The organism is Massilia sp. AB1, from assembly GCF_018119385.1.
Classification (GTDB): Bacteria; Pseudomonadota; Gammaproteobacteria; order Burkholderiales; family Burkholderiaceae_D; genus Telluria.
Map to the genome: position 1 here is coordinate 71944 of NZ_JAGKSG010000006.1, position 23161 is coordinate 95104.

A 23161-nucleotide genomic window follows, 5' to 3' on the forward strand; every position below is an offset into this window, starting at 1 on the left:
CACCCCAGATCCGCCGGCCAATAAGAACTATTGACGACAGCTGCAACGCAGCACTTCTGAGGAGAATCCCATGCTGACCATCCTGGCATACTCGATGATCATCGTGTTCATGTTCCTGATCATGACCAAGCGCCTGCCGGCCATGGTCGCACTGATCGTCGTGCCCATCGCCTTCGGCCTGATCGGCGGCTTCGGCGCGGAGCTGGGCCCGATGATGCTCACCGGGATCAAGAACCTGGCGCCGACCGGCGTCATGCTGATGTTCGCGATCCTGTACTTCGGCATCATGATCGATGCCGGCCTGTTCGACCCGCTGATCCGCCGCATCGTGACCCTGGTCCAGGGCGATCCGGTCAAGATCGTGGTCGGCACCGCGGTGCTGGCCATGTTCGTGTCGCTCGACGGCGACGGCGCCACCACCTACATGATCACGGTCGCGGCCATGCTGCCCCTGTACAAGCGCCTCGGCATGAACCAGCTGATCCTCGCCTGCGTGATCATGCTGGCCGGCGGCGTCTTCAACATCCTGCCCTGGGGCGGCCCGACGGCGCGCGCCGCCAGCGCGCTGGGCGTGGACGTGAGCACCATCTTCGTTCCCATGATCCTGCCGATGGTCGCGGGCGTCTGCTGGGTGCTGTTCGTCGCCTACGTGCTGGGCAAGAATGAGCGCGCCCGCATCGGCAAGGTGCGGCTGGCCGCCCAGGCCAGCATCAAGCAGGCGGCCAACGTCAGCGTCCTGAAGCCCGCCCAGGCCAGCCTCGCGGCGTCCGGCGAGATGGACGGCACCACCGGCCAGTGGATCGCCCATGCAAGCTCAATTGGTGAGGACAGCACCGTCCAGGCCAGGGAAACCGACACCACGGTTTCCGATCCGGCCTTCGCACGTCCGAAACTGATCTGGGTGAACTTCGCGCTCACGGCCCTGCTGCTTGGCTTGCTGATCAAGGGCGCCCTGCCGCTGCCGGCGCTGTTCATGATCTTCTTCGCGATCGCACTGATGATCAACTATCCGCGCCTGGAAGACCAGAAGGAGCGGATCGCGGCGCACGCGGTCAATGCGGTGCCGGTCGTGTCGCTGATCTTCGCCGCCGGCATATTCGTCGGCATCCTGCAGGGCACCAAGATGGTGGACGCCATCGCCCTCAGCGTGATCGCCGCCGTGCCGGACTGGATGGGTCCTTACCTGGCCATCGTGACTGGTCTGCTGAGCATTCCCTTCACCTTCTTCATCTCGAACGACGCCTTCTACTTCGGCATCGTGCCGATCCTGGCCAAGGCCGCCGCCGTGTACGGCATCAGCCCGGCGGAAATCGGCCGCGCCTCGCTGATCGGCCAGCCGGTCCACCTGCTCAGCCCCCTGGTCGCCTCGACCTACCTGCTGGTCGGCATGGCCAAGGTCGAATTCGGCGACCACCAGCGCTTCACCCTGAAGTGGTCGATCACAGCCTCGCTGGTCCTGCTGGTCGCTGCCGTGGTCTTCGGTGTGATCCCGCTGGTCGGGAATCTCTGATCAGCGCGCGATCCCCGCTCTTTCCAGCATCGCATGCAGGAGGACGTTGCAGCCGGCTTCCAGATGATCCGGCTGCGCGTCCTCGATTTCGTTGTGGCTGATCCCGTCCTTGCAGGGGACGAAGATCATGCCTGACGGGGCCACCCGGGCGGCGTAGATGGCGTCGTGGCCGGCGCCGGACACGACGTCCATGGTCGAGTAGCCCAGCTTTTCCGTTGCCTTGCGCACCGCGCCCACGCAGTCCGGGTGGAAGGGGCAAGGCGGATAATAGGACACCCGCTCCACCTCGATCCCCAATCCGGTTTCCCGGCGCGTCTGCGCCACGAAGGCCAGCATCTCCTCGTGCATGGTGTTGAGCAGTTCGTCGCTCACGTTGCGCAGGTCGATGCTGAACTTGACCTGGCCGGGAATGACGTTGCGGCTGTTGGGGAACACCTGCACCATTCCCACCGTCCCGCGGCCGTAGGGCGGATAGCGGTTGGCGATCCTCACCACTTCCTGCATGACGATGGTGGCCACCTGCAGCGCGTCGCGCCGCAAGCCCATCGGCGTCGGTCCGGCGTGGGCTTCCATCCCGGAAACAAGGCAGTCGTACCACGACAGGCCCATCACCGCCGGCACCACGCCGATCACCTTGCCCGCATCCTCCAGCACCGGCCCCTGCTCGATATGGGTCTCGAAATAGGCGCCGATCGGGTGGCGGCCCGGGACTTCGTCGCCGCGGTAGCCGATCCGCTCCAGTTCCTCGCCCACGCTCTTGCCCTCGGTATCGCGGGCCGCATAGGCCGTCTCCAGGCTGAAGGCGCCGCAGAACACGCCCGAACCCATCATCACCGGCACGAAGCGCGAGCCTTCCTCGTTGGTCCAGAACGCGACCTCGATCGGCGCCTCGGTCTGGATCTGCGAATCGTTCAGGGTGCGCACCACTTCCAGCCCGGCCAGCACCCCGTAGTTGCCGTCGAACTTGCCGCCGGTCGGCTGGGTGTCGATGTGGCTGCCGGTGACGACGGGCGGCAAGGCCGGGTTGCGGCCTTCGCGGCGCATGAAGACATTGCCGATCTGGTCGATGGTGACCGTCATGCCCGCTTCCCGGCCCCAGCTCACCACCAGGTCACGGCCCTGGCGGTCGAGATCCGTCAGGGCCAGGCGCTTGACGCCGCCCTTTTCCGTCGCGCCGATCCGGGCCAGTTCCATCAGCGAGGCCCACAGGCGCTTGCCGTCGATACGCAATTCGTTCATCTCAGCTCCCCTCAGGACGCGGACACAGCCGAAAAGGCCGGGCGGGTCACGTAGCGTCCGGCGCCCTCCTCGGCGCGCAGCTCGCCGCGCTCGAACACCAGCTTGCCGGCGGCGATGGTATGGGTCGGGATGCCGCGCACGGTACGGCCCTCGAATACATTGAAGCCGCCCTTCGAATGCTGGGTCGCGGCCGAGATGGTGCGCTTGCCTTCCGGGTCCCAGACCACGATGTCGGCATCCGCCCCCGCCGCCACCAGGCCCTTGCGCGGGTACATGTTGAAGATCTGGGCCGCATTGGTCGAAGTCACCCGCACGAACTCCGACGGAGTCAGCCGCCCGCTGCCGACGCCGGCATCCCAGACCACGGCCATGCGCTCCTCGACGCCGCCGCAGCCGTTCGGGATTTTGGTGAAGTCGTCCTTGCCGGCCGCCTTCTGGGCCGCGCAGAAGGTGCAATGGTCGGTCGCGGTCGTGTGCAGGTTGCCGCCCTGGAGGCCCTGCCACAGCGCCTGCTGGTGGTGGCTGCTGCGGAACGGCGGGCTCATGACGTGGCCGCGCGCGAACTCCGGGTCCGGGTGGCGGTAGACGCTGTCGTCGATCACCAGGTGGCCGGCCAGCGCTTCGCCATACACGCGCTGGCCGCGTGCGCGGGCGCGGGTGATGGCGTCGAGCGATTCGGCGCAGGACACGTGGACGATGTAGACCGGCGTGCCGAGCACGTTGGCGATGGCGATGGCGCGGTTGGCCGCCTCCGCTTCTACTTCCGGTGGGCGCGACAGCGGATGCGCCTCGGCGCCGCGCATGCCCTTGGCCAGCAGTTCCTGCTGCAGCTGGTAGACCAGTTCGCCGTTTTCCGCATGCACGGTCGGGATCGCGCCCAGCTCCAGGGCGCGGCGGAAGCTCTTCACCAAGGTCTCGTCGTCCGCCATGATGGCGTTCTTGTAGGCCATGAAGTGCTTGAAGCTGTTGACGCCGTGCTCGCGCACCAGCACCCCCATCTCTTCGTGCACCGAGGCGTCCCACCAGGTGACGGCCACGTGGAAGGTGTAGTCGCTGGCCGCCTTGCGCGCCCAGCCGCGCCAGGTATGGAAGGCTTCGAGCAGCGACTGCCTGGGGTCGGGAATCACGAAGTCCATGATGGTGGTCGTGCCGCCCGCCAGGCCGGCCGCGGTGCCGGTGTAGAAATCGTCGGCGGTGACCGTGCCCATGAAGGGCAGCTGCATGTGGGTGTGGGTGTCGATCCCGCCCGGCATCACGTACTGTCCGCGCGCGTCGATTACCTTGGCGCCGCCGGGGGCTTCCAGGTTCTCTCCCACGGCGACGATCTTGTCGCCTTCGCACAGCACGTCGGCTTGGTGCGCCCGGTCGGCGTTTACCACGGTACCGCCACGGATAATCACGGTCATACGAGCTCCCTCGGGTTAAGGTTGTGGGGCCGCCAGCGCCGGCACGGCGCGCGCCTTCATCATGGTTCCGTACACCAGCGCCGCGATGGCGAGGCCGACGAACCAGGCATAGGTATAGATGGTCTTGAAGGTCTCGCCCACGCCCGGGAAGGCGTCGGGGAAGGCCGCGTTCAGGAAGCCGGGAATGTTCGGCAGCACGCCGAGCACGAAGGCGAGGACGGCCGCCATGTTCCAGCCATTCCTGTATGCGTAGATCCCGTCCTCGCGGTACATCTGGGCGACATCCAGCTCCGTCTTGCGGATCAGGTAGTAGTCGACGATCAGGATGCCCGCGATGGGCCCCAGCAGGGCCGAATAGCCGACCAGCCATGTGAAGATGTAGTTCTGGGTCGATTCCAGGATCTTCCAGGGCATCATGGCCAGCGCCAGCCCGGCCGTGATGTAGCCGCCGGTACGGTAGCTGATGCGCCTGGGCGCCAGCGCCGAGAAGTCGTAGGCCGGGCCGACCAGGTTGGCCGCCAGGTTCACGCTGACCGTATCCACCAGCAGCACGATCAGCGCCACCAGCACCGCGATGCCGGTCATGCGGCTGGCCAGGTCGACCGGGTCCCACAAGGCCTTGCCGTACAAGACCACGGTGGCCGAGGTCACGATCACGGCCAGCGCCGCCAGCAGCCCCATGGGCAGCGGCAGGCCGACGCTCTGGCCGACCACCTGGTCGCGCTGGCTGCGGGCGAAGCGGGTGAAGTCGGGGATGTTCAGCGCCAGGGTCGCCCAGAATCCGACCATGGCCGTCAGCGAGGGCCAGAACACCTGCCAGAACTGCCCCGCCTTCTTGCCGCCCGGGGCGAATTCCGAAGGACGGTCCAGCAGCGGTCCGAAGCCGCCCGCTTTGTCATACACCCACCACAGCAGCAAGAAGCAGATCGCGATCTTTAATGGCGCCGTATAGGTCTCCAGCTTGCGGATCGATTCGATGCCGTGCACGATGAACCAGACCTGGATCGCCCAGAAAGCCAGGAAGCAGGCCAGCTGGCCCAGGTTGATGCCCAGCCCCGGCAGCGGCTCGCCGCCGATGGGCGCGCCGTTCATCACCCCCAGCAGCGTATAAATCATGCTGCCGCCGAACCAGGTCTGGATGCCGTACCAGCCGCAGGCGACGATGGCGCGCATCAGCGCCGGCAGCCGGGCGCCGCGCGTGCCGAAGGAAGTGCGCGCCAGCACGGCGTAGGGAATCCCGTACTTGGTGCCGGCGTGGCCGATCAGCAGCATCGGCACGAGCACGATGGCGTTGGCCAGGAAGACCGTGAACACGGCCTGCCAGCCCGACATGCCGGCGTCGATCAGGCTGGCCGACAGGGTATAGGCCGGGATGCACATCACCATCCCCACCCACAGGGCCGCGAAATGGTACCAGCGCCAGGTGCGCTGCGCGGCCGTGGTGGGGGCCAGGTCGGCGTTCCAGAGTTCGGCGCTGTGGCTCATATCAGGCCACCTTCGCCGCAGCCGTCTCCGCACGGGGATTGCGCGGATCCTCGGTCCAGTTCATATAGGGCTTGCCGGTCTGCTGCGGCACCATCGTGATGCAGGCCTCAACCGGGCAGGTGATCTCGCACAGGTTGCAGCCCACGCATTCGTCGCGGATGACCTCGTAGCGCCGCTTGCCGGCCCCGTCGACGGCGCGGGCGATGGCCTGGTGCGAGGTGTCCTCGCAGGCCACGTAGCATTTGCCGCACTGGATGCACTTGTCCTGGTCGATCCGGGCGATTACCTGGTAATTCATGTCCAGGTATTTCCAGTCGGTGGTATTGGGCACCGCCTTGCCGGAGAAGGCGGCGATGTCCGCGTAAGCCTTGCTGTCCATCCAGCGCGCCAGGCCATCCTTCATTTCCTCGACGATGCGGAAGCCATGCAGCATGGCCGCCGTGCATACCTGCACGCAGCCCGCGCCCAGGGCGATGAACTCGGCCGCGTCGCGCCAGCTGCCGATGCCGCCGATGCCGGAGATCGGCAAGCCGCGCGTCGCCGGGTCGCGTGCGATCTCGGCCACCATGTTGAGCGCGATCGGCTTGACCGCCGAGCCGCAGTAGCCGCCGTGGGTGCTGGCGCCGCCGACCACCGGGAAAGCCACCATGCGGTCCAGGTCGAGGTGGGTGATGGAATTGATGGTGTTGATCAGGGAGACGGCATCGGCGCCGCCAGCCAGCGCGGCCCGGGCTGGGGCGCGCACATCGGTGATGTTGGGCGTCAGTTTGACGATCACCGGCAGGCGCGTGTGCTTCTTGCACCAGGCGGTCACCATCTGCACGTAGTCCGGCACCTGTCCCACGGCCGCGCCCATGCCGCGCTCCGGCATGCCGTGCGGGCAGCCGAAATTCAGCTCGATGCCGTCGGCGCCGGTGGCCTCGATCAGGGGCAGGATGGCGGCCCAGGGCGCTTCCTCGCAGGGCAGCATCAGGGACACGACCAGGGCCCGGTCCGGCCAGTCCTTTTTCACCTGCGTGATTTCGCGCAGGTTGATCTCCAGGCTGCGGTCGGTGATCAGCTCGATGTTGTTGAAGCCGAGGACTTCGCGGTTCTTGCCGTAGTGGGCCGAATAGCGCGAGGAGACGTTGACCGCCGGCGGATCTTCTCCCAGGGTCTTCCAGACCACCCCGCCCCAGCCGGCCTCGAAGGCGCGCACGACGTTGTAGGCCTTGTCGGTCGGCGGCGCCGAGGCCAGCCAGAACGGGTTCGGCGACTTGATGCCGCAGAAGTCGATGCTCAGGTCGGCCATGCTGCCTCCGATGTCGATTGGATATCGTTGTGAATGGAGAGCGCTGCCAGCTTGCCATGCTGGACCGCCTGCACCGTCAGGTCCTGACCCGGCGCCACGCAATCGCCGCCGGCGTAGATGCCGGGCAGCGCGGTGCGGAAGCGCTCGTCGATCCAGATGCGCTCGCCCTCGCGCGACAGTTCCCGCGCCAGCGGCTCCTGTAGCCCCTCTTCGCTCATGCCCTGGCCGATGGCCTTGAACACCGCGTCCGCCGCGATCTCGAGATAGCCGCCGGTGCGCACCAGCCGGCCGTCCTCGATGCGGGTCTGCTCGAAGCGCATGCCGGCCACCTTGGCGGTGTCGTCCAGCAGCACCTCCAGCGGCGCGGCCCAGGTGCGAATCTGGACCTGGTTGGCCTTGGCGATCTCGATTTCGTGGCCGGTCGCGCTCATGGATTCCATGCCGCGCCGGTACACCAGGGTCACCTCCGCCGCGCCCAGGCGCTTGATCTGCACCGCCATGTCGATCGCCGTATTCCCCGCGCCGATGACGATGGCGCGGCGCGGCACCGGCAGGCTGGCCAGGTCGCTCGCCTGGCGCAGCGCGGCGATATAGTCGATCGCCGCCATCAGGCCAGGCGCATCCTCGCCCGTCAGGCCGAGTGCGCGGCTGGCGCCCAGGCCGATCCCGAGGAAGACCGCGTCGTAGCGGGTGTGCAGCTCGGCCAGGCTCAGGTTCACGCCCAGCTTGCGGCCGTGGGCGATCTCGATGCCGCCGATGGCCAGCAGGAAGTCCACCTCCGCCTGGGCGAAGTCGCCCGGCAGCTTGTACCTGGCGATGCCGTATTCGTTCAGGCCGCCCGCCTTCTCGCGCGCCTCGTACACGACCACGTCGTGGCCCAGCATGGCCAGGCGGTGGGCGCAGGACAGGCCCGCCGGCCCCGCGCCGACCACGGCCACCACCTTGCCGGTGGACGGGGCGCGCTGGAACGGGTGGCCATTGAAATGGGCATGATCGATGGCGTAGCGCTGCAGCAGCCCGATGCGCACCGGCTCGCGCTCGGCCGGGTTGTTGCGCACGCAGGCGTTCTCGCACAGGATCTCGGTCGGGCAGACGCGCGAGCAGCTGCCGCCGAAGATGTTGGCCTTCAGGATGCCGTAGGCGGCGCCATCGATGTTCTGCTCATGGATATTGCGGATGAAGCCGGCCACGTCGATATCGGTGGGGCAGGCGTTCATGCAGGGCGCGTCGTAGCAATAGAGACAGCGGGCCGCCTCGACCGCCGCCTGGCGCGCGGTGAGCGGCGGGGCCAGGTCGGTGAACTGGGCGGCCAGTTCGCTGCTCGAACCGGCGGCGGACGGCAAGTGTTGGAGTGAGTCGAGCATAGGCGTCCCTTATGTCTATTTCATCTGCGGGAAAGCGAACTGCGGTCCGGAACTGGCGCTGTCCGGCCAGCGCTGCATCACCGCCTTGTGGCGCGTGTAAAAGCGCACGCCCTCGGGGCCGTAGGCATGGTGGTCGCCGAACAGGCTGCGTTTCCAGCCGCCGAAGCTGTTGAAGGCCATCGGCACCGGCAGCGGCACGTTTACGCCCACCATGCCCACTTCGATCTGGCGCACGAACTCGCGCGCCACGCCGCCGTCGCGGGTGAAGATGGCGACGCCGTTGCCGTATTCGTTGGCGTTGATGAGTTCCACGGCGCTGCCCACGTCCGGCAGGCGCACCACGCACAGCACCGGCCCGAAGATCTCTTCCTTGTAGATCGTCATGTCCGGCTTGACGTGGTCGAACAGGGTGCCGCCCACGAAGAAGCCTTTCTCGCAGCCCGCGACCTGGTGGCCGCGCCCGTCCACGACGAGTGTCGCGCCCTGTTCCACGCCCTGGCCGATCAGGCGCTCGATGCGCTCCTTGGCGGCCCTGGTGATCACCGGCCCCATCTCGGCGCCGTCCTCCATGCCGTCGCCGATCTTCAGCCGGGCCGTGCGCTCGGCCAGCGCCGCCACCAGGCGGTCGCCCGCCTCGCCCACCGCTACCGCGACGGAGATGGCCATGCAGCGCTCGCCCGCAGAGCCGTAGGCGGCGCCGATCAGGGCGTCGACGGCCATCGTCATGTCGGCGTCGGGCATCACCACCATATGGTTCTTGGCGCCGCCCAGGGCCTGCACGCGCTTGCCCTTGGCGGAACCGCGCGCGTAGATGTATTCGGCAATCGGGGTCGAACCGACAAAGCTGACCGCCTGCACATCGGGATGGTCGAGCAGCGCATCGACCGCCACCTTGTCGCCCTGGACCACGTTGAACACCCCGTCCGGCAGCCCCGCTTCCTTGAGCAGGCGCGCATGCAGCAAGGAGGCCGAGGGATCGCGCTCCGACGGCTTGAGCACGAAGGTATTCCCGCAGGCGATCGCGATCGGGAACATCCACATCGGCACCATCACCGGGAAGTTGAAGGGCGTGATGCCGGCCACCACGCCCAGCGGCTGGCGCATCGACCAGGCATCGATGCCGCGTGCGATCTGGTCGGTGAACTCGCCCTTGAGCAGCTGCGGGATGCCGACCGCGAATTCCACGACTTCGATCCCGCGCGCCACTTCGCCCTGGGCGTCAGCGAAGGTCTTGCCGTGTTCGCGCGTGACCAGGGCCGCGAATTCGTCGGTATGCGCGCGGCACAGTTGCAGGTAGTTGAACAGCACCCGCGCCCGCTGCAGCGGCGGCGTCGCCGCCCAGGCCGGGAAAGCCGCATGGGCGGCGCCCACGGCCGCGTCGACGTCCTCGTGGTCCGCCAGCGCCACGGTGGCGCAAGGCGCGCCGCGCGCCGGGTTGTAGACATCGGCCTGGCGCAGGCTGGGCCGCTCGAGCTGCTGGCCGTTGATGAAATGCGAGATGAAGGTCATAGGTCTTAATCCAGGTTCTTCAGGACGGTAGCCAGCTTGCCGAACAATTCGTCGATGTGCTGCTTGCCCAGGACGAGCGGCGGCGACAGCGCGATGATGTCGCCGGTGGTGCGGATCAGGAGGCCGTCCGCGAAGGCCTTCTTGAGCGCGCTGTAGGCGCGCGCACCGGGCTTGCCGGGGATGGATTCCAGCTCGATGCCGCCGACCAGGCCGATCGAGCGCAGGTCGATCACATGCGGCAGGCCGCGCAGCGCATGCAGCGCGTCCTCGAAGTAAGGCTGCATCTCGCGGGCGTTGTCGAGGATGCCCTGCTCGCGGAACACCTCGAGCGTGGCCAGCGAGGCCGCGCAGGCCAGCGGATGGCCGGAATAGGTATAGCCGTGGAACAGTTCGATGCCCGCCGGCGCGTCCATGACGGCGTCGTGGATGTGGCGCTTGGAGAACACGGCGCCCATCGGCACGGCGGCATTGGTCAGGCCCTTGGCGACCGTCATCATGTCCGGTTCGACCCCGAAGTAATCGCTGGCGAAGGGCGTGGTCAGGCGGCCGAAGCCGGTGATGACTTCGTCGAAGATCAGCAGGATGCCGTGCTTGTCGCAGAGTTCGCGCAGGCGCTTCAGATAGCCCTTGGGCGGCACCAGCACCCCGGTCGATCCCGACACCGGCTCGACGATGACGGCCGCGATGGTCGAGGCGTCGTGCAGCGCCACCAGGCGTTCCAGTTCGTCCGCCAGCTCCACGCCGAAGTCCGGCTCGCCACGCGAGAAGGCGTTCTTGAGCAGGTTGTGGGTATGCGGCAGGTGGTCGACGCCGGGCAGCAGCGGGCCGAACTGCTTGCGGTTGGGACCGATGCCGCCCACCGACAGCCCGCCGAAGCCGACCCCGTGGTAGCCGCGCTCGCGGCCGATCAGGCGGGTGCGTCCGCCCTCCCCGCGCGCCTTGTGGTAAGCCAGCGCCATCTTGAGCGCGGTGTCGACCGCCTCGGAGCCGGAGTTGGTGTAGAAGACGTGGCCGAACTTGTGGCCCGTGTAGTCCATCAGCTGTTCGGCCAGCTCGAAGGCCGCCGGGTGCCCCATCTGGAAGGTCGGCGCGAAATCCAGCTGGCCGGCCATGGTGGCGATCGCCTCGGTGATGCGCGGCTGGGCGTGGCCGCAGGGCACGCACCACAGCCCGGCGGTGCCGTCGAGGATGGGATTGCCGTCGACATCGCGGTAATACATCCCTTCGGCCGACACGAGCAGGCGCGGACTGGTCTTGAAGTCGCGGTTGTTCGTGAATGGCATCCAAAATGAGGACATCGACTGGGGCCTGGACTCGTTCATGCGGTCTCCTTCGCCGTCGCGGCAAAATTTTTACCAATTGGCAAAATACTGGTCAATAATAGATAGCAAGGCAACATTGGCAACAGATACACCACCGGCAAAAGCGACCAACCGTACTGGTCACGCGGCCTGTACAGTTCTTAACCCGTCGAGCGGAGCGCGATGATGGAAGAAGCGGTGTTGATGGAAGATGTCTCATGCAAGCACAAAGGCGCGGCCTGGCCGCAGCTCGACATTGACCGAGGCAAGCGCGGCGGCCTGGTCGACCAGATCGTGGCGGCCATCTCGGCGATGGTAAGCGAAGGCCAACTGGGCGCCGGGACCAAAATGCCCTCGGTTAGACAATTCGCAAAGTACAACGCGGTCAGCACCTTCACCGTGGTCGAAGCCTACGAGCGCCTGCACCAGCTCGGCCTGTTGTCCTCGCGCCGCGGCTTGGGCTTCTTCGTCGCGCGCCCACAACCCCAGCCTGCGCCGGTGCCGTCGCAGCCCGGCCTGGTGTCCGAGATCGACGCCCTCGCCCCCGACCTGTATTCCGGCCAGGCGGAAGCCCTGCCGGTCGGCGCCGGCTGGCTGCCGCCCGAGTGGTACGGCGAAAACACCATCCTCGACGCCGTGCGCCACGCGATGAAGATCCCGGCCGGCCGCCTGCGCGGCTATGGCCACCCGCTCGGCTTCCCGGCCCTGCGCCAGCAGCTCGCCGCCAGCCTGAGCAGCGAGCTGTTCCCGGTCGACGCCGACCAGATCCTGCTCACCCATGGCGCCACCCACGCGTTCGACCTGGTGCTGCGCACGCTGACGCGCCCCGGCGACGTGGTCTTCGTGGAAGACCCCGGCTACAGCAACCTGCTGGCCCTGATCCGCCATCACGGCTGCGTCCCGGTCGGCGTCCATCGCGGCGCCCAGGGACTCGACCTCGACGAGCTCGCGCGCCAGGCGGGCGAGCACCACCCCAAGCTCATGTTCGTCAACACCGTGCTGCAGAACCCCCTCGGCACCTCGCTCACCCAGCGCCAGGCCCACCATCTGCTGGGCCTGGCCGAGCAGTTCGACTTCTGGCTGGTGGAAGACGACATCTACCGCGAGCTCGCCCTGCCCGGAGAAGCGTCGCTGGCGGCGATGGACGGCCTGCGCCGCGTGATCCGGGTCGGCAGCTTTTCCAAGACCCTGTCGCCGGTATTGCGGGTCGGCTCGCTGTGCGCATCGGCCTCGCTGCTGCCGGAACTGCTGCGCGTGAAAATGGTGGCCGGGCTGACGACTTCCGAGATCAACGAGCGCGCCGTGCTCGACGCCATCGGCACGCGCGGCTACCGGCGCATGGTCGAACGCCTCGCGCGCCAGCTGGCCGATGCGCGGGAACGCACCCTTGAATCCTTGCGCGGCGTCGGCATGGCGCCCCTGGCCCAGCCGCGCGGCGGAATGTTCGTCAGCGCCGGATGGCTCGATGCGCCCATTGCCACGCGCAACGGGCGCGGCATCGCCGACGCCGCCCTCAAGGCCGGCATCCTGCTCGCGCCGGGCGAGTTCTTCACCCAGCGCCAGCCCCAGGGCATCTGGTTCCGCTTCAACGCGGCCTATGCGGACGACGAACGGCTGCTGGCCTTCCTGCGCACCCAGCGCTGAGGATCGACATGGATATCAACGTCAAACGCCGCGACAAGCTCGAGACCACGATCCTCGCCGCCGCCACCCGGTTGTTCGCCGAACGCGGCTTCGAAGGCACGAGCATCGCCGCCGTGGCCGAGCATGCCGGCATCTCGAAGCAGAACCTGCTCTACTACTTCCCCGCCAAGCAGGACCTGTACCGGCGCGTGCTCGACGACGTGCTCGACGACTGGCTGGAGCGCATGCAGCACCTGGCCGAGGCCGAAGGCGCGCCCGCGGATGTGCTGCGCGCCTATGTCGCGGCCAAGCTGCGCTTCTCGCGCGAGCAGCCCTGGGCCTCGCGCGTGTATGCGATGGAAGTCATCGGCGGCGCCAAGTTCTACGGCGAGCAGATCCGCGAACGCGTGGTGCCGCTGCTGCGCCGGGATATCGAGGTGTTCGAGCGCTGGATCCGCGAGGGCCGCATCGCGCCGGTGAACGCGACCCACCTGCTGTTCGCGCTGTGGGCGATGACCCAGTCCTATGCCGACTTCGCCGCCCAGATGGCGCTGGTGCTGGACCGGGACGAACTGGCGGCGGCCGATTTCGAGGACGCCGAGCGCACCATCGGCGACCTGGCGGTGCGGGCCGTAACAAGCACGCGCTAGCGGTCGCCGAGGCAGATGCCGAGATCGCGCGCCGTGCGCACCGTGTCGCCGTCGAGCGGCACGCGCTTGGTGCGGCCGGCCACCTCGGCCAGCGGCGCGGTGCCGATCCCGTGCTCGCCCAGGGTCACCATCACGCCCGATTGCCCGGCCGCCAGCGCCCTCACCGCCGCCGCGCCGAAGCGCGCGGCGATCACGCGATCGACGGCGGACGGGCTGCCGCCGCGCAGCAGGTGGCCCAGCACCACGCTGCGGCACTCCTTGCCGGTGCGCTCGGCCAGGCGCGCCTCGACACAGGCGCCGACGCCGCCCAGGCGCTCCGCGTGCCCCGCTTCGGCCGCCGCCTGCACCAGGCGCTGGCCGCCCAGCGGCTGGGCGCCTTCGGCCGCCACCACGATGGCGTGATGCCGCCCGCGCGCATCGCGCCGCCGCACCGCATCCACGACGGCGTCGATATCGAAGTCGAGTTCAGGCAGCAGGATCGCATGCGCGCCGGCCGCCATCCCCGCGTGCAGCGCGATCCAGCCGGCGTAGCGCCCCATCACCTCGACCACCATCACGCGGTGCTGGCTGTCCGCGGTCGTATGCAGGCGGTCGATGCATTCGGTGGCGAAGCCGGCCGCGGTGTCGAAGCCGAAGGTCTGGATGGTGCGGTCGAGGTCATTGTCGATGGTCTTGGGCACGCCCACCACCCGCACGCCCTTGCGCTCCAGGGCGGCGGCGATTTCCATCGAACCGTCCCCGCCCACGACGATGAGCGCGTCGAGGCCGCGCCGGCGCAGCAAGGCCGCCAGTTCGTCGCTGCGGTCTTCCTCAACCAGGCTGCCGTCGCTGCGCCTGACCGGATAGCGCAACGGATTGCCCCGGTTGGTGCTGCCGAGGATGGTGCCGCCGAGATGGCCGATGCCGTGCACATGGTCGGCCAACAACTGCGGCACCGGCTCGCCGAGGCAGAGTTCGGGCGCCAGCAGGCCGTTGAAGCCGTCGCGGATGCCGTAGCACGCCCAGCCCAGGCGGTCGGCCGCCAGCACGGCCGCGCGGATCACGGCATTCAGGCCGGGGGCGTCGCCGCCGCCGGTGACAATGGCCAGGCGCCGGATGAGCGACCCCATGGCCTAGCGGTGCACCAGGACCGGAATCGCACTGTGGACCAGCACTTTATGCGTCTCGCTGCCCAGCAGCAGGCCCTTGATGCCATGGTAGCCGTGGGACGCCATCACGATCAGGTCGCAGCCGCGCTCGCGCGCGGTGGCGATGATGGCTTCGTACGGACTGTCCGTCACCACCCGCAGGCTGGTGGCGGGCACGCCGGCATCGCGTGCCGCGGCGGCGGCCTCGTCAAGCAGGCGCTGCGCCCGCGCGGCGCTGGCCGCTTCATAAGTATCAGGAGTCTGTTCCAGCATCTCGGCGCTGACGCTGAAGGTATGGAAAGCCGGCGTGGCCGTCATGGCGACCACCTCGGCCCCGACGCTCCTGGCGAAATCGATGCCGGCCTGGACGGCGCGCCCGGACGCCTCGGAACCGTCGGTCGGCAGAAGTATGCGCTTGTACATATCATTCTCCCTTGCGGGCAGTGACGCCCTTTTCTCCAGCATATGCGGTCGCGCCGAATAGGCAAGGCCCATCCGTATAGAGTTCATCCGTTGATCGTGATCCGACATTCCGGGGACCTGCACGTTTCCTGTGTCATATCCCTTTGATCTGAGCGCTGGGCGCTCAAGATCGTTTCGTGATACCCAACGGATAACGCTTGTGCCTGGCGGCCACCGCCTTAGACTGGGAGTAGCGCTACTGGCGAAGACCAGGGTGCGAAGCATGCCCGAAGGCGTCCTGCGCCATGAAGGCCAATTCAAGTCTTGAAGGAGCACATCATGCGTACCCGTTACCTCGCAGTCCCTGTCTGCCTGCTGCTGATGGCCGATGCAGGAGCCCAGTCAGGAAAACTACCGTATCCCGCCATATCGCCAAGCTCGACCGTGCAAGTGACGGCGACGGCGCCCACCTACCGGATCCAGTCCGACGAGCAGGACCGGGTGGCCGGCCGCTATGCCATGTCGAATGGCTGGCGCATGCAGATCGAACCGACCGGGAACGGCATCGAAGCGCGCATCGACAGGCGCCGCCCGATCCAGCTGGTGGCCCAATCGGCCGACCGCTTCGTCTCCCCCGACGGCAATGTGACCATGGAGTTCAACCGCGGCGCCCACGGCGACGACATGCTCATGAGCTATGTGCCCGAATCGAGCGATCCGCGCCTGGCCCAGGTCATCGTCATCAAGGCGACCATGGCGCAACGGTGAGCAACCGGACCGGCGCCCTTACGCCGCCGGTCCGTAGCCGGGCCAGCGCGCCTCAGCGCCGCGCCCGTACGAACTTCATGACCACCCCTGTCGTGCCGAGCAGTGTCCCGCTGCCGTTGGCCAGCAGGTAGAGTTCGCCGCGCTGGTCCTGGGCGAAACCGAGCACCGCCAGGTCGAAGGGATTCCGGTTGACCGGAGTCAGGTTCTCGACCCGGTTATTCCTGCCGAGTACAAAGAGATGCCCTTGCGGCGTCGGCCCGCCCCTGCCTGAATAATCGCCGAATACATACTGCCCTTTCAGCTGCTGCAGCCGGTTGCCGCGATAGACGTAGCCGCCGATGACGGCGACGCGGCTCGGCGGCGCGCCGGCGCCGTCGGCATGGTCGTACTGGGCGATCGGATCGACCAGGCCAGCCGGCAGGCCGGGACTATCGGCATGGACGAAGCCCGGCGCATCCGGGCCGCCGGTGTCGAACAGGAAGGTCCCTTCCTTGATCCGCCAGCCATAGTTGCCGCCGGCCGTCACGACATCGACTTCCTCGACCTGGTTCTGGCCGACGTCGCCCACGATCAGGCGTCCCATCGGGTCGAAGGACATCCGGAACGGATTGCGGAAACCATAGGCGAAGATCTCGTCTGCGCCGTCGCGGTTGACGAAGGGGTTGTCGGCCGGGATGCCGTACCTGCCGTTGGCCGCATTGCGTCCCAGCGGGTCGATGCGCAGGATCTTGCCGAGCACATTGCCCGGCGCCAGGCTCTGCGCATTGCCGCCGGCGACGTGGCCCACGCCCTCGTCGTCGGCCGCGCCGCCATCGCCGAGGGAGATGTACAGCATCTGGTCGGGACCGAAGGCGATCGCACCGCCGTTGTGGTTGAACTGGGGCTTGTCGATACGCATCAGTTCACGCGCGCTGCCCAGGTCGACCGGGCTGTTGCGCCGGCCGGGACGCTGGACCCGCCATTCGGTCACCACGCTCTGGCAATTCGGCGCCGCGCCCGCCGGCATGGTGCTGAAGTCGGCCGCGCCCTTCACCGGCTGGGAGGTGAAGGTATAGAACAGGCCGTTGAAGCGGAATTGCGGATGGAAGGCGATGCCGAGCAGTCCGCGTTCGTCGTATTTGCCCGGTCCCAGTCCCAGCGGGCTCACCAGCAGGCTGCGTACGTCGAGAAACTGTTCGGGCTGGCGCGAGCCGGCGTCGTCGTCGTCGTCGTCGCCGTCGTCGCCATCCTCGGCCCGGTTGGCGATGTGGACGCGCCACACGAGGCCGATCTGGTCGGCCACGTACAGGTGGCGGCGGTCGCCTGGCGCGACGGCGGCGGCCACCGGGGAGACCAGGCCGGAGACGACCGTTTCCAGGGCGACCATGGCGTGGCTCTGCGCCAACTGGCCTGGTATCGGATCGGCCAGTGGGGCCGGCGCCTGGGCGCCGGCGGCGGTGGCGACCATGCCGGCCAGCGCCGGCATCAATATGCGGAACATCGTGCTTGGCTTCATGACATGCCCTTTCCTTGGCCGGACGGCCGTTGACTAGACCGACGGTTAATGCCCCGCCGGTCCGGAAAGGTTCACGTCATGCGCCAGGCGCCGGCTTACTGGGCGGTGATCTTGGCGTCCTTCGCCAGCCTGGCGAAGCGCTCGGTGTCGGTCTTGATCTGGCTGGCCATCTGCGCGGCGCTGTTACCGACCGGAACGGCGCCGATCTCGTCCATCCGCTTGCGGAAGTCGGGCGAGTTGACGATCCTGACGATCTCGGTATTCAGGCGGGCCACGACGTCCTTCGGCGTCGCGGCGGGCGCCAGGATGCCGAACCAGGTGCCCTGGTCGAAGCCTTTCAGGCCGGCCTCGTCCAGGGTCGGGACGTTGGGCAAGGCGGCCGAGCGCTGGATGGTGGTCACTGCCAGTGCGCGCAGCTTGCCGGCGCGGATATGCGACAGCACCGGAGTGACCGTGTCGAAGGACATGTCGACCTGGCCGCCCAGCAGGTCGATGGTCAGCGGACCGCTGCCCTTGTAGGGCACGTGCAGGATGTCGACGCCGCTGGCAAGGTTGAACTGGGCGCCGATCAGGTGCTGGCCGGTGCCGTTGCCGTTCGAGCCGAAGGTCAGCTTGCCGGGCGACTTTTTCGCCAGCGCGATCAGTTCCTGGACGTTCTTCGCCCCGAGGTTCGGGTTCACCACCAGCACATTGGGCACCATGGCCACGGTGGTGACCGGCGCCAGGTCGCGCTGGAAGTCGTAGGGCAGCTTCTTGTAGACGCTGGTGGCGATCGTGTGGTGGACGGCGCCCACCAGCAGGGTGTGGCCATCCGCCCCGGCCTTGGCGACATAATCGGCCCCGATGGTGGCGCCGGCGCCCGGCTTGTTTTCCACGATCACCGGCTTGCCCAGGCTCTTGGACAATTCCTGGCCCAGGGCGCGCGCGATCACGTCGGTGGTGCCGCCGGTCGCGAACGGCACGACGATGCTGATGGTCTTGGCAGGCCAGGCCTGGGCCATGGCCGGGCCGCCGCTCCCCAGCAAGACGGCAAGGGCGAGGGCTTTCGCAACGCGGGGATAGTGCTGGTTCTGCATGCTTGTCTCCTGATTGTTTGTCGAAGTCGCCCTGGAGCTGATCTGGATTCTTGTTGTCTTGTCACCGGGGGCAAGAGCAATATACGGCTTGCGTGAGTTTAAAAACGCCGCTAGAGTTGAAGTACTATTAAATTTGAGTCAACAATGTCCACACCCATCAATGCCCAGTCCGAGATGGCGTTTTTCAGCCTGCTGGTGCGTGCCGGCAGCCTCTCGGCGGCCGCGCGCGAGCTGAACGTCACCACCGCCGGCGTCAGCAAGCGGCTGTCGCAGATGGAGGCGCGCCTCGGGGTTCCGCTGCTGCACCGGACCACGCGCCGCATCGGCCTGACGACCGAAGGCGAGATGTACCTCGAGAATTCGCGCCGCATCCTGGCCGACATCGAAGACATGGAGCAGATGATCACCAGCGCGCGCACGGCGCCCAAGGGGCTGCTGCGGGTGAACGCCACGCTGGGCTTCGGCCGCAGCCATATCGCGCCGCTGATTTCGGCCTATCACAAGCGCTATCCCGAGGTGGAGATCCAGCTCCAGCTGACGGTCAACCCGCCTTCGCTGATCGAAGACGCCTGCGACGTGTGGATCCGCTTCGGTGAACCGCCCGATACGCGGGTGATCGCGCGCCGCCTGGGCTCGAACCGGCGCCTGATCTGCGCCTCGCCCGCCTACCTGGAACGGCATGGCACTCCGCGCGTCCCGAACGACCTGGCCCAGCACAGCTGCATCGGCATCCGCCAGGGCGCGGAAGCCTATGGCATCTGGCACCTGAGCTCCGGGCAGCGAACGGAAACGGTGAAGGTGCGCGGCCCGCTCAGCACCAACGACGGCGGCATCGCCGTCAACTGGGCGCTCGAGGGGCACGGCCTGATCATGCGGGCGGAATGGGATATCGCCAGGTACCTGGAAAGCGGACGCCTGCGCCAGGTCCTGGCGAACTGGGAAACGCCGCCGGCCGACATCTATGCGGTCTACCCGCACCAGCTGCAGACGGCGGCGCGGGTGCGCACCTTCGTCGACTTCGCGGCCGAAGCCTTTTCGTCGGCGACCCCGGCGGGCCAGGAAGTGGCGCGCTGGGATGCGAGCGGCGCGAACGAGCGCCCTTAGAAGCTGTGGCGCACGCCGAGGTTGAAGGCCTTGTCGCCGCTGCCCGCCTCGGTGTTGTTCGCCACCGTGTAGCCGGCGCCGTTACGGTTGTCGACCCCGCCGTACACCGCATACAGGCTGCTGCGCTTCGACAGCGAGTACAGGTAGCCCAGGCCCCAGGAACGCGCATCCTGGTTCAAGCTGGTCTTGTCGTCCTTGCGCATGATCGTCGCGACCACGTTGCCCGGACCGGCCGGGATGATCGCCCCCAGCAGGATCTCGTTGCCGTCGGTGGACGCCGTCGGACGCACGCCGCCGTAGGGATTGTTGTTGTTCCCGAGCGGCGCGGCGTTGAAACCCTTGTCGACGCTGAACGCGAAGTAAGCTTTCAGCAGCTTGAAGTCGTAGTTCGCGACCAGCAGCTTGTTGCTGGCGTTGCCGCGCGTGACCGGGCTTACGCCGGGCGCCGCGGCGACATCCGAATTCTTGTGGTTGTAGGCCAGGCGCACATTCAGCGGCCCCCTGGAATAGCCGACCGAGGCGCCGAGGTTGCGTCCCGACCTGGTGCTGCCGAGCTGCTCGCCGGCCGCGTAGGCGATGTCGGCGGTGACGCCGTTCACGGTGGGCGTGGTGTACATCACCGTGTTGCTGGTGCGGACGTTCAGGCCGAAGTCCGGGAACACGTTCTTCGAGCCGCCGGCGTAGCCGGTGCTGAATGGATCGCCCACCTGGGCCAGGGCCTGGTGCCAGGGGGTGTACTGGCGGCCCAGGGTCAGCGATCCCATCCTGCTCTTGAGGCCCACGAAGGCCTGGCGGTTGAAGATGGCGCCGGCGGAATCCACTTCGCCCGTGTCCATGCGGAAGCCGTTTTCCAGGTTGAAGAACACCGAGGCGCCGCCGCCCAGGTCTTCGCTGCCGCGAAAGCCGATGCGCGAATGCGAGCCGACGCCGCTGGTGATCTTGTTGACGTCGCCCGCCGCGCCGCCGCTTTCGTGCACGAAACCCGCATCGGCGATGCCGTAGATCGTCACGTTGGTCTGGGCCTGGGCTGGGTCGGCGCCGAGCGCCAGGATGGCGGCGCCAATGAGGCTCTTCTTCATCTTGTCTCCTTGTTATATGGGCGCGAAGCCCTTCTTTGGTACTACGAAACTTGTGCGATGCGCAGCAGGTTGGTCGTGCCCGCCGTCCCGAAAGGCATGCCGGCGGCGATGACGATGGTCTGGCCCGGAGCGGCCAGCCCTTCCCTGCCGGCCGTGCTGCAGGCGAAGTCGGTCATCTCGGAAACCGAGGCCACGTCGTGGACCAGGACCGCATGCACGCCCCACACCAGGGCCAGGCTGCGCGCGGTGGACAGGCGGGGCGTCATCCCGATGATCGGCGCCTTCGGCCGCTCGCGCGCGATCCGTAGCGCCGAGTGGCCGGAGCTGGTATAGGCCACGGTCGCGGCCACGTCCAGCAGGTCGGCGACGTTGCGCAAGGCCAGGCCGATCGCGTCCGCGATCTCGGCCCGCGCCGGGCTTTGGCTGGCCTGCATGGATTCCAGGTAGTAGGCGTCCGATTCCGTCTGCTCGATGATCTTGTTCATCATGCTCACCGCCTCGACCGGGAACTTGCCCGATGCCGACTCGGCCGACAGCATCACGGCGTCGGCGCCGTCGTAGATGGCCGTGGCGACGTCGGATGCCTCGGCGCGGGTCGGTACCGGCGCCGCCACCATCGATTCCAGCATCTGGGTCGCGACGATCACCGGCTTGCCGAGGCGGCGGCAGGCGCGCACGATGCGCTTCTGGATCGCCGGCACTTGCTCCGCCGGCATTTCGACGCCCAGGTCGCCCCTGGCCACCATGACTCCGTCGGCGGCCTCCACGATCGCGTCCAGCCGGGCGACGGCGGACGGCTTCTCCAGCTTGGCGATGATCGCTGCGCGGCCCTGGACGATCTCCCTGATCTCGTGGATGTCCTCGGCGCGCTGCACGAAGGACAGCGCCACATAGTCGACGCCCAGGCCCAGCCCGAAGTCGAGGTCCCTGCGGTCCTTGTCGGTCATGGCCGACATGGGCAGGACCACGCCCGGCACGTTCACGCCCTTGCGGTCGGACAGCACGCCGCCGTTGACCACGATGGTGTCGGCATGGTCGGCCCCGAAGCGCTCGACCTGCAGTTCGATGCGGCCGTCGTCGAGCAGCAGGCGCGCGCCCGGCTCCAGCGCGGCGAAGATTTCGGGATGCGGCAGCGCCACCCGCTCCACGTCGCCCGGCCTGGCGCCGTGCAGGTCGAGGCGGAAGGCGGCGCCCTTCTCCAGCTTCACCGACCCTTGGGCGAAGGCGCCGATGCGCAGCTTGGGGCCCTGTAAGTCGAGCAGCACGCCGATGGGGCGTCCCAGGCGCTGTTCCATGGCGCGCAGCGTGGACAGGCGCTGGCGGTGGTCCTCGTGGCTGCCATGGCTGAAGTTCAGGCGGAAGACATCGGCGCCGGCCAGGAACATGGCCTCCAGGGTGGAGGAATCCGAGCTGGCGGGGCCGACGGTGGCGACGATTTTTGCTTTGCGGTTACGGTTCATGGTGCACTCGAGAGATGAGGATGGCCCGGAAGTCGTTGACGTTGGTGAGGGTGGGCCCGGTGACCACCGAATCGCCCAGCGCCTGGAAGAATCCGTGGCCATCGTTCCGGTCCAGGCTGTCGAGCGGGCGCATGCCCTGCTGGAAGGCGCGCGCGATCGTGTCGGGCGAAAAATAGGCGCCGGCGATCTCTTCGCGGCCGTCGACGCCGTCGGTATCGCCTGCCAGGCCGTGCACGCCCGGCTCGCCACGCAGGGCGATGGCGGCGGACAGCAGGAATTCCACATTGCGCCCGCCCCTGCCGTCGCCTTTCAGGGTGACCGTGGTTTCGCCGCCCGACAGCAGCACGCAGGGTCCCGCACAGGGCTGGCCGCGGCGCGCAGCCTGGAATGTGATGCCGGCGATGACCTTGCCGACTTCGCGCGCCTCCCCTTCGATGCTGTCGCCGAGGATGCAGGCGGCGACGCCCTCCTCTTCCGCCACTTTCGCCGCCGCTTCGAGCGCCATCTGGGGCGTGGCGACCATGCGCACCACGTGGCCGGCCAGGCGCGGATCGCCCGGCTTGACCGATTCGCCCGCGCCGCTCTCCAGCACCTGGCGCACCCGCGGCGGCAATCCGATGCCGTAGCGGTCGAGGATGGCAAGTGCGTCGGCGCAGGTGCTGGCGTCGGCCACCGTGGGGCCGGACGCGATATCGCGCGGATCGTCACCGGGCACGTCGGAGATCAGGAGGGTCACCACGCGCGCCGGGTGGCAGGCCGCCGCCAGGCGTCCGCCCTTGATGGCGGACAGGTGGCGGCGCACGCAGTTCATTTCGCCGATGCTGGCGCCCGAGGCCAGCAGCGCGCGGTTGACCGCCTGCTTGTCCTCGAGCGTGATGCCGGGCAGCGGCAGGGGCAGCAGCGACGAGCCGCCGCCCGAGATCAGGCACAGCACGGTGTCCGCTGCGCTGAGACCCCGCACCAGCTCGAGCATGCGGGTAGCCGCGTCCAGCCCGGCCTGGTCGGGCACCGGATGCGCGGCCTCGACGATCTCGATCTGCTCGCAGGGCACGGCATAGCCATAGCGCGTGACCACCAGGCCTTCGAGCTTGCCCCGCCAGTTGCGTTCCACCGCGCGCGCCATCTCGGCCGAGGCCTTGCCGGCGCCGATCACGACCAGGCGTCCCGGCGGCGGCTCCGGCAGGTGGGGCGGAATGCACAGGGCCGGCTGGGCCGCCGCGATCGCGGCCCGGAACAGCCGCTCCAGGAATGCGCGTTCCATCGCGTTCTCCT

At 67.9% G+C, this 23161-nt stretch carries 19 protein-coding genes; 5 read left to right on the forward strand and 14 right to left on the reverse strand.

Annotated features, from left to right (window positions below; all coding sequences use genetic code 11):
• Window positions 1–70: 70 nt before the first annotated feature.
• Window positions 71–1510 carry a CitMHS family transporter gene (locus J8847_RS05560; protein WP_211523690.1) on the forward strand — a complete coding sequence of 480 codons (1440 nt, stop codon included), beginning with the start codon at window positions 71–73 and terminating at the stop codon, window positions 1508–1510.
• Here the strand turns inward: J8847_RS05560 and J8847_RS05565 are convergent, their stop codons facing one another.
• From J8847_RS05565 to J8847_RS05595, 7 genes are read right to left on the reverse strand one after another with little or no spacing between them, the layout of a single operon-like run.
• Window positions 1511–2749 (reverse strand): Zn-dependent hydrolase, encoded by a 1239-nt coding sequence (locus J8847_RS05565; protein ID WP_211523691.1) that lies wholly within the window; start codon window positions 2747–2749, stop codon window positions 1511–1513.
• Window positions 2750–2760: 11 nt separating this feature from the next.
• Window positions 2761–4155, reverse strand: a complete 1395-nt coding sequence (gene hydA, locus J8847_RS05570) for a dihydropyrimidinase (RefSeq protein ID WP_211523692.1) — start codon at window positions 4153–4155, stop codon at window positions 2761–2763.
• A gap of 15 nt (window positions 4156–4170) precedes the next feature.
• Window positions 4171–5640, reverse strand: a complete 1470-nt coding sequence (locus tag J8847_RS05575; RefSeq protein WP_211523693.1) for an NCS1 family nucleobase:cation symporter-1 — start codon at window positions 5638–5640, stop codon at window positions 4171–4173.
• Between the two features lies 1 nt (window position 5641).
• Window positions 5642–6931, reverse strand: coding sequence for an NAD-dependent dihydropyrimidine dehydrogenase subunit PreA (preA, locus tag J8847_RS05580; protein WP_211523694.1), 1290 nt, complete (start codon window positions 6929–6931; stop codon window positions 5642–5644).
• Window positions 6919–8295 (reverse strand): NAD(P)-dependent oxidoreductase, encoded by a 1377-nt coding sequence (locus J8847_RS05585; RefSeq protein WP_211523695.1) that lies wholly within the window; start codon window positions 8293–8295, stop codon window positions 6919–6921. The genes preA and J8847_RS05585 overlap by 13 nt, the downstream gene beginning before the upstream one ends.
• 15 nt (window positions 8296–8310) lie before the next feature.
• On the reverse strand, window positions 8311–9804 hold the full coding sequence (locus J8847_RS05590) for a CoA-acylating methylmalonate-semialdehyde dehydrogenase (RefSeq protein WP_211523696.1): 1494 nt from the start codon (window positions 9802–9804) through the stop codon (window positions 8311–8313).
• Window positions 9805–9809: 5 nt separating this feature from the next.
• Window positions 9810–11126 carry an aspartate aminotransferase family protein gene (locus tag J8847_RS05595; RefSeq protein WP_211523697.1) on the reverse strand — a complete coding sequence of 439 codons (1317 nt, stop codon included), beginning with the start codon at window positions 11124–11126 and terminating at the stop codon, window positions 9810–9812.
• A 183-nt stretch (window positions 11127–11309) separates the two neighbouring features.
• Here J8847_RS05595 and J8847_RS05600 point away from each other — a divergent pair, with 183 nt between their 5' ends.
• Both J8847_RS05600 and J8847_RS05605 read left to right on the forward strand, forming a co-directional pair.
• Window positions 11310–12749 (forward strand): PLP-dependent aminotransferase family protein, encoded by a 1440-nt coding sequence (locus J8847_RS05600; protein ID WP_229512532.1) that lies wholly within the window; start codon window positions 11310–11312, stop codon window positions 12747–12749.
• 8 nt (window positions 12750–12757) lie between these two features.
• Window positions 12758–13378, forward strand: a complete 621-nt coding sequence (locus J8847_RS05605; RefSeq protein ID WP_211523698.1) for a TetR/AcrR family transcriptional regulator — start codon at window positions 12758–12760, stop codon at window positions 13376–13378.
• On the opposite strand, the gene J8847_RS05610 is transcribed toward J8847_RS05605, so the two are convergent.
• Entirely contained in the window at window positions 13375–14487 is a 1113-nt protein-coding gene (locus J8847_RS05610; protein ID WP_211523699.1) for a 6-phosphofructokinase, read from the reverse strand. The genes J8847_RS05605 and J8847_RS05610 overlap by 4 nt on opposite strands.
• A 3-nt stretch (window positions 14488–14490) precedes the next feature.
• The gene (locus tag J8847_RS05615; RefSeq protein ID WP_211523700.1) at window positions 14491–14928 is read right to left on the reverse strand and encodes a universal stress protein; all 438 of its coding nucleotides are present in this window, start codon (window positions 14926–14928) and stop codon (window positions 14491–14493) included.
• 318 nt (window positions 14929–15246) lie between these two features.
• On the opposite strand from J8847_RS05615, the gene J8847_RS05620 reads away from it, so the two are divergent.
• On the forward strand, window positions 15247–15675 hold the full coding sequence (locus J8847_RS05620; RefSeq protein WP_211523701.1) for a hypothetical protein: 429 nt from the start codon (window positions 15247–15249) through the stop codon (window positions 15673–15675).
• A 52-nt stretch (window positions 15676–15727) separates the two neighbouring features.
• Here the strand turns inward: J8847_RS05620 and J8847_RS05625 are convergent, their stop codons facing one another.
• Together J8847_RS05625 and J8847_RS05630 are read right to left on the reverse strand one after the other, a co-directional pair.
• On the reverse strand, window positions 15728–17170 hold the full coding sequence (locus J8847_RS05625; RefSeq protein WP_211523702.1) for a sorbosone dehydrogenase family protein: 1443 nt from the start codon (window positions 17168–17170) through the stop codon (window positions 15728–15730).
• 95 nt (window positions 17171–17265) lie between these two features.
• Entirely contained in the window at window positions 17266–18246 is a 981-nt protein-coding gene (locus J8847_RS05630) for a tripartite tricarboxylate transporter substrate binding protein (protein WP_211523703.1), read from the reverse strand.
• Between the two features lie 144 nt (window positions 18247–18390).
• On the opposite strand from J8847_RS05630, the gene J8847_RS05635 reads away from it, so the two are divergent.
• Window positions 18391–19350, forward strand: a complete 960-nt coding sequence (locus J8847_RS05635) for a LysR substrate-binding domain-containing protein (protein WP_211523704.1) — start codon at window positions 18391–18393, stop codon at window positions 19348–19350.
• Here J8847_RS05635 and J8847_RS05640 read toward each other — a convergent pair.
• Genes J8847_RS05640 through J8847_RS05650 form a run of 3 tightly spaced genes read right to left on the reverse strand, consistent with a single transcriptional unit; the run spans window position 19347 to window position 23150 of the window.
• The gene (locus J8847_RS05640; RefSeq protein ID WP_211523705.1) at window positions 19347–20429 is read right to left on the reverse strand and encodes a porin; all 1083 of its coding nucleotides are present in this window, start codon (window positions 20427–20429) and stop codon (window positions 19347–19349) included. The genes J8847_RS05635 and J8847_RS05640 overlap by 4 nt on opposite strands.
• Window positions 20430–20470: 41 nt before the next feature.
• The gene (pyk, locus tag J8847_RS05645; RefSeq protein WP_211523706.1) at window positions 20471–21889 is read right to left on the reverse strand and encodes a pyruvate kinase; all 1419 of its coding nucleotides are present in this window, start codon (window positions 21887–21889) and stop codon (window positions 20471–20473) included.
• Entirely contained in the window at window positions 21879–23150 is a 1272-nt protein-coding gene (locus J8847_RS05650; RefSeq protein WP_211523707.1) for a glycerate kinase, read from the reverse strand. The genes pyk and J8847_RS05650 overlap by 11 nt, the downstream gene beginning before the upstream one ends.
• Window positions 23151–23161: the final 11 nt, after the last annotated feature.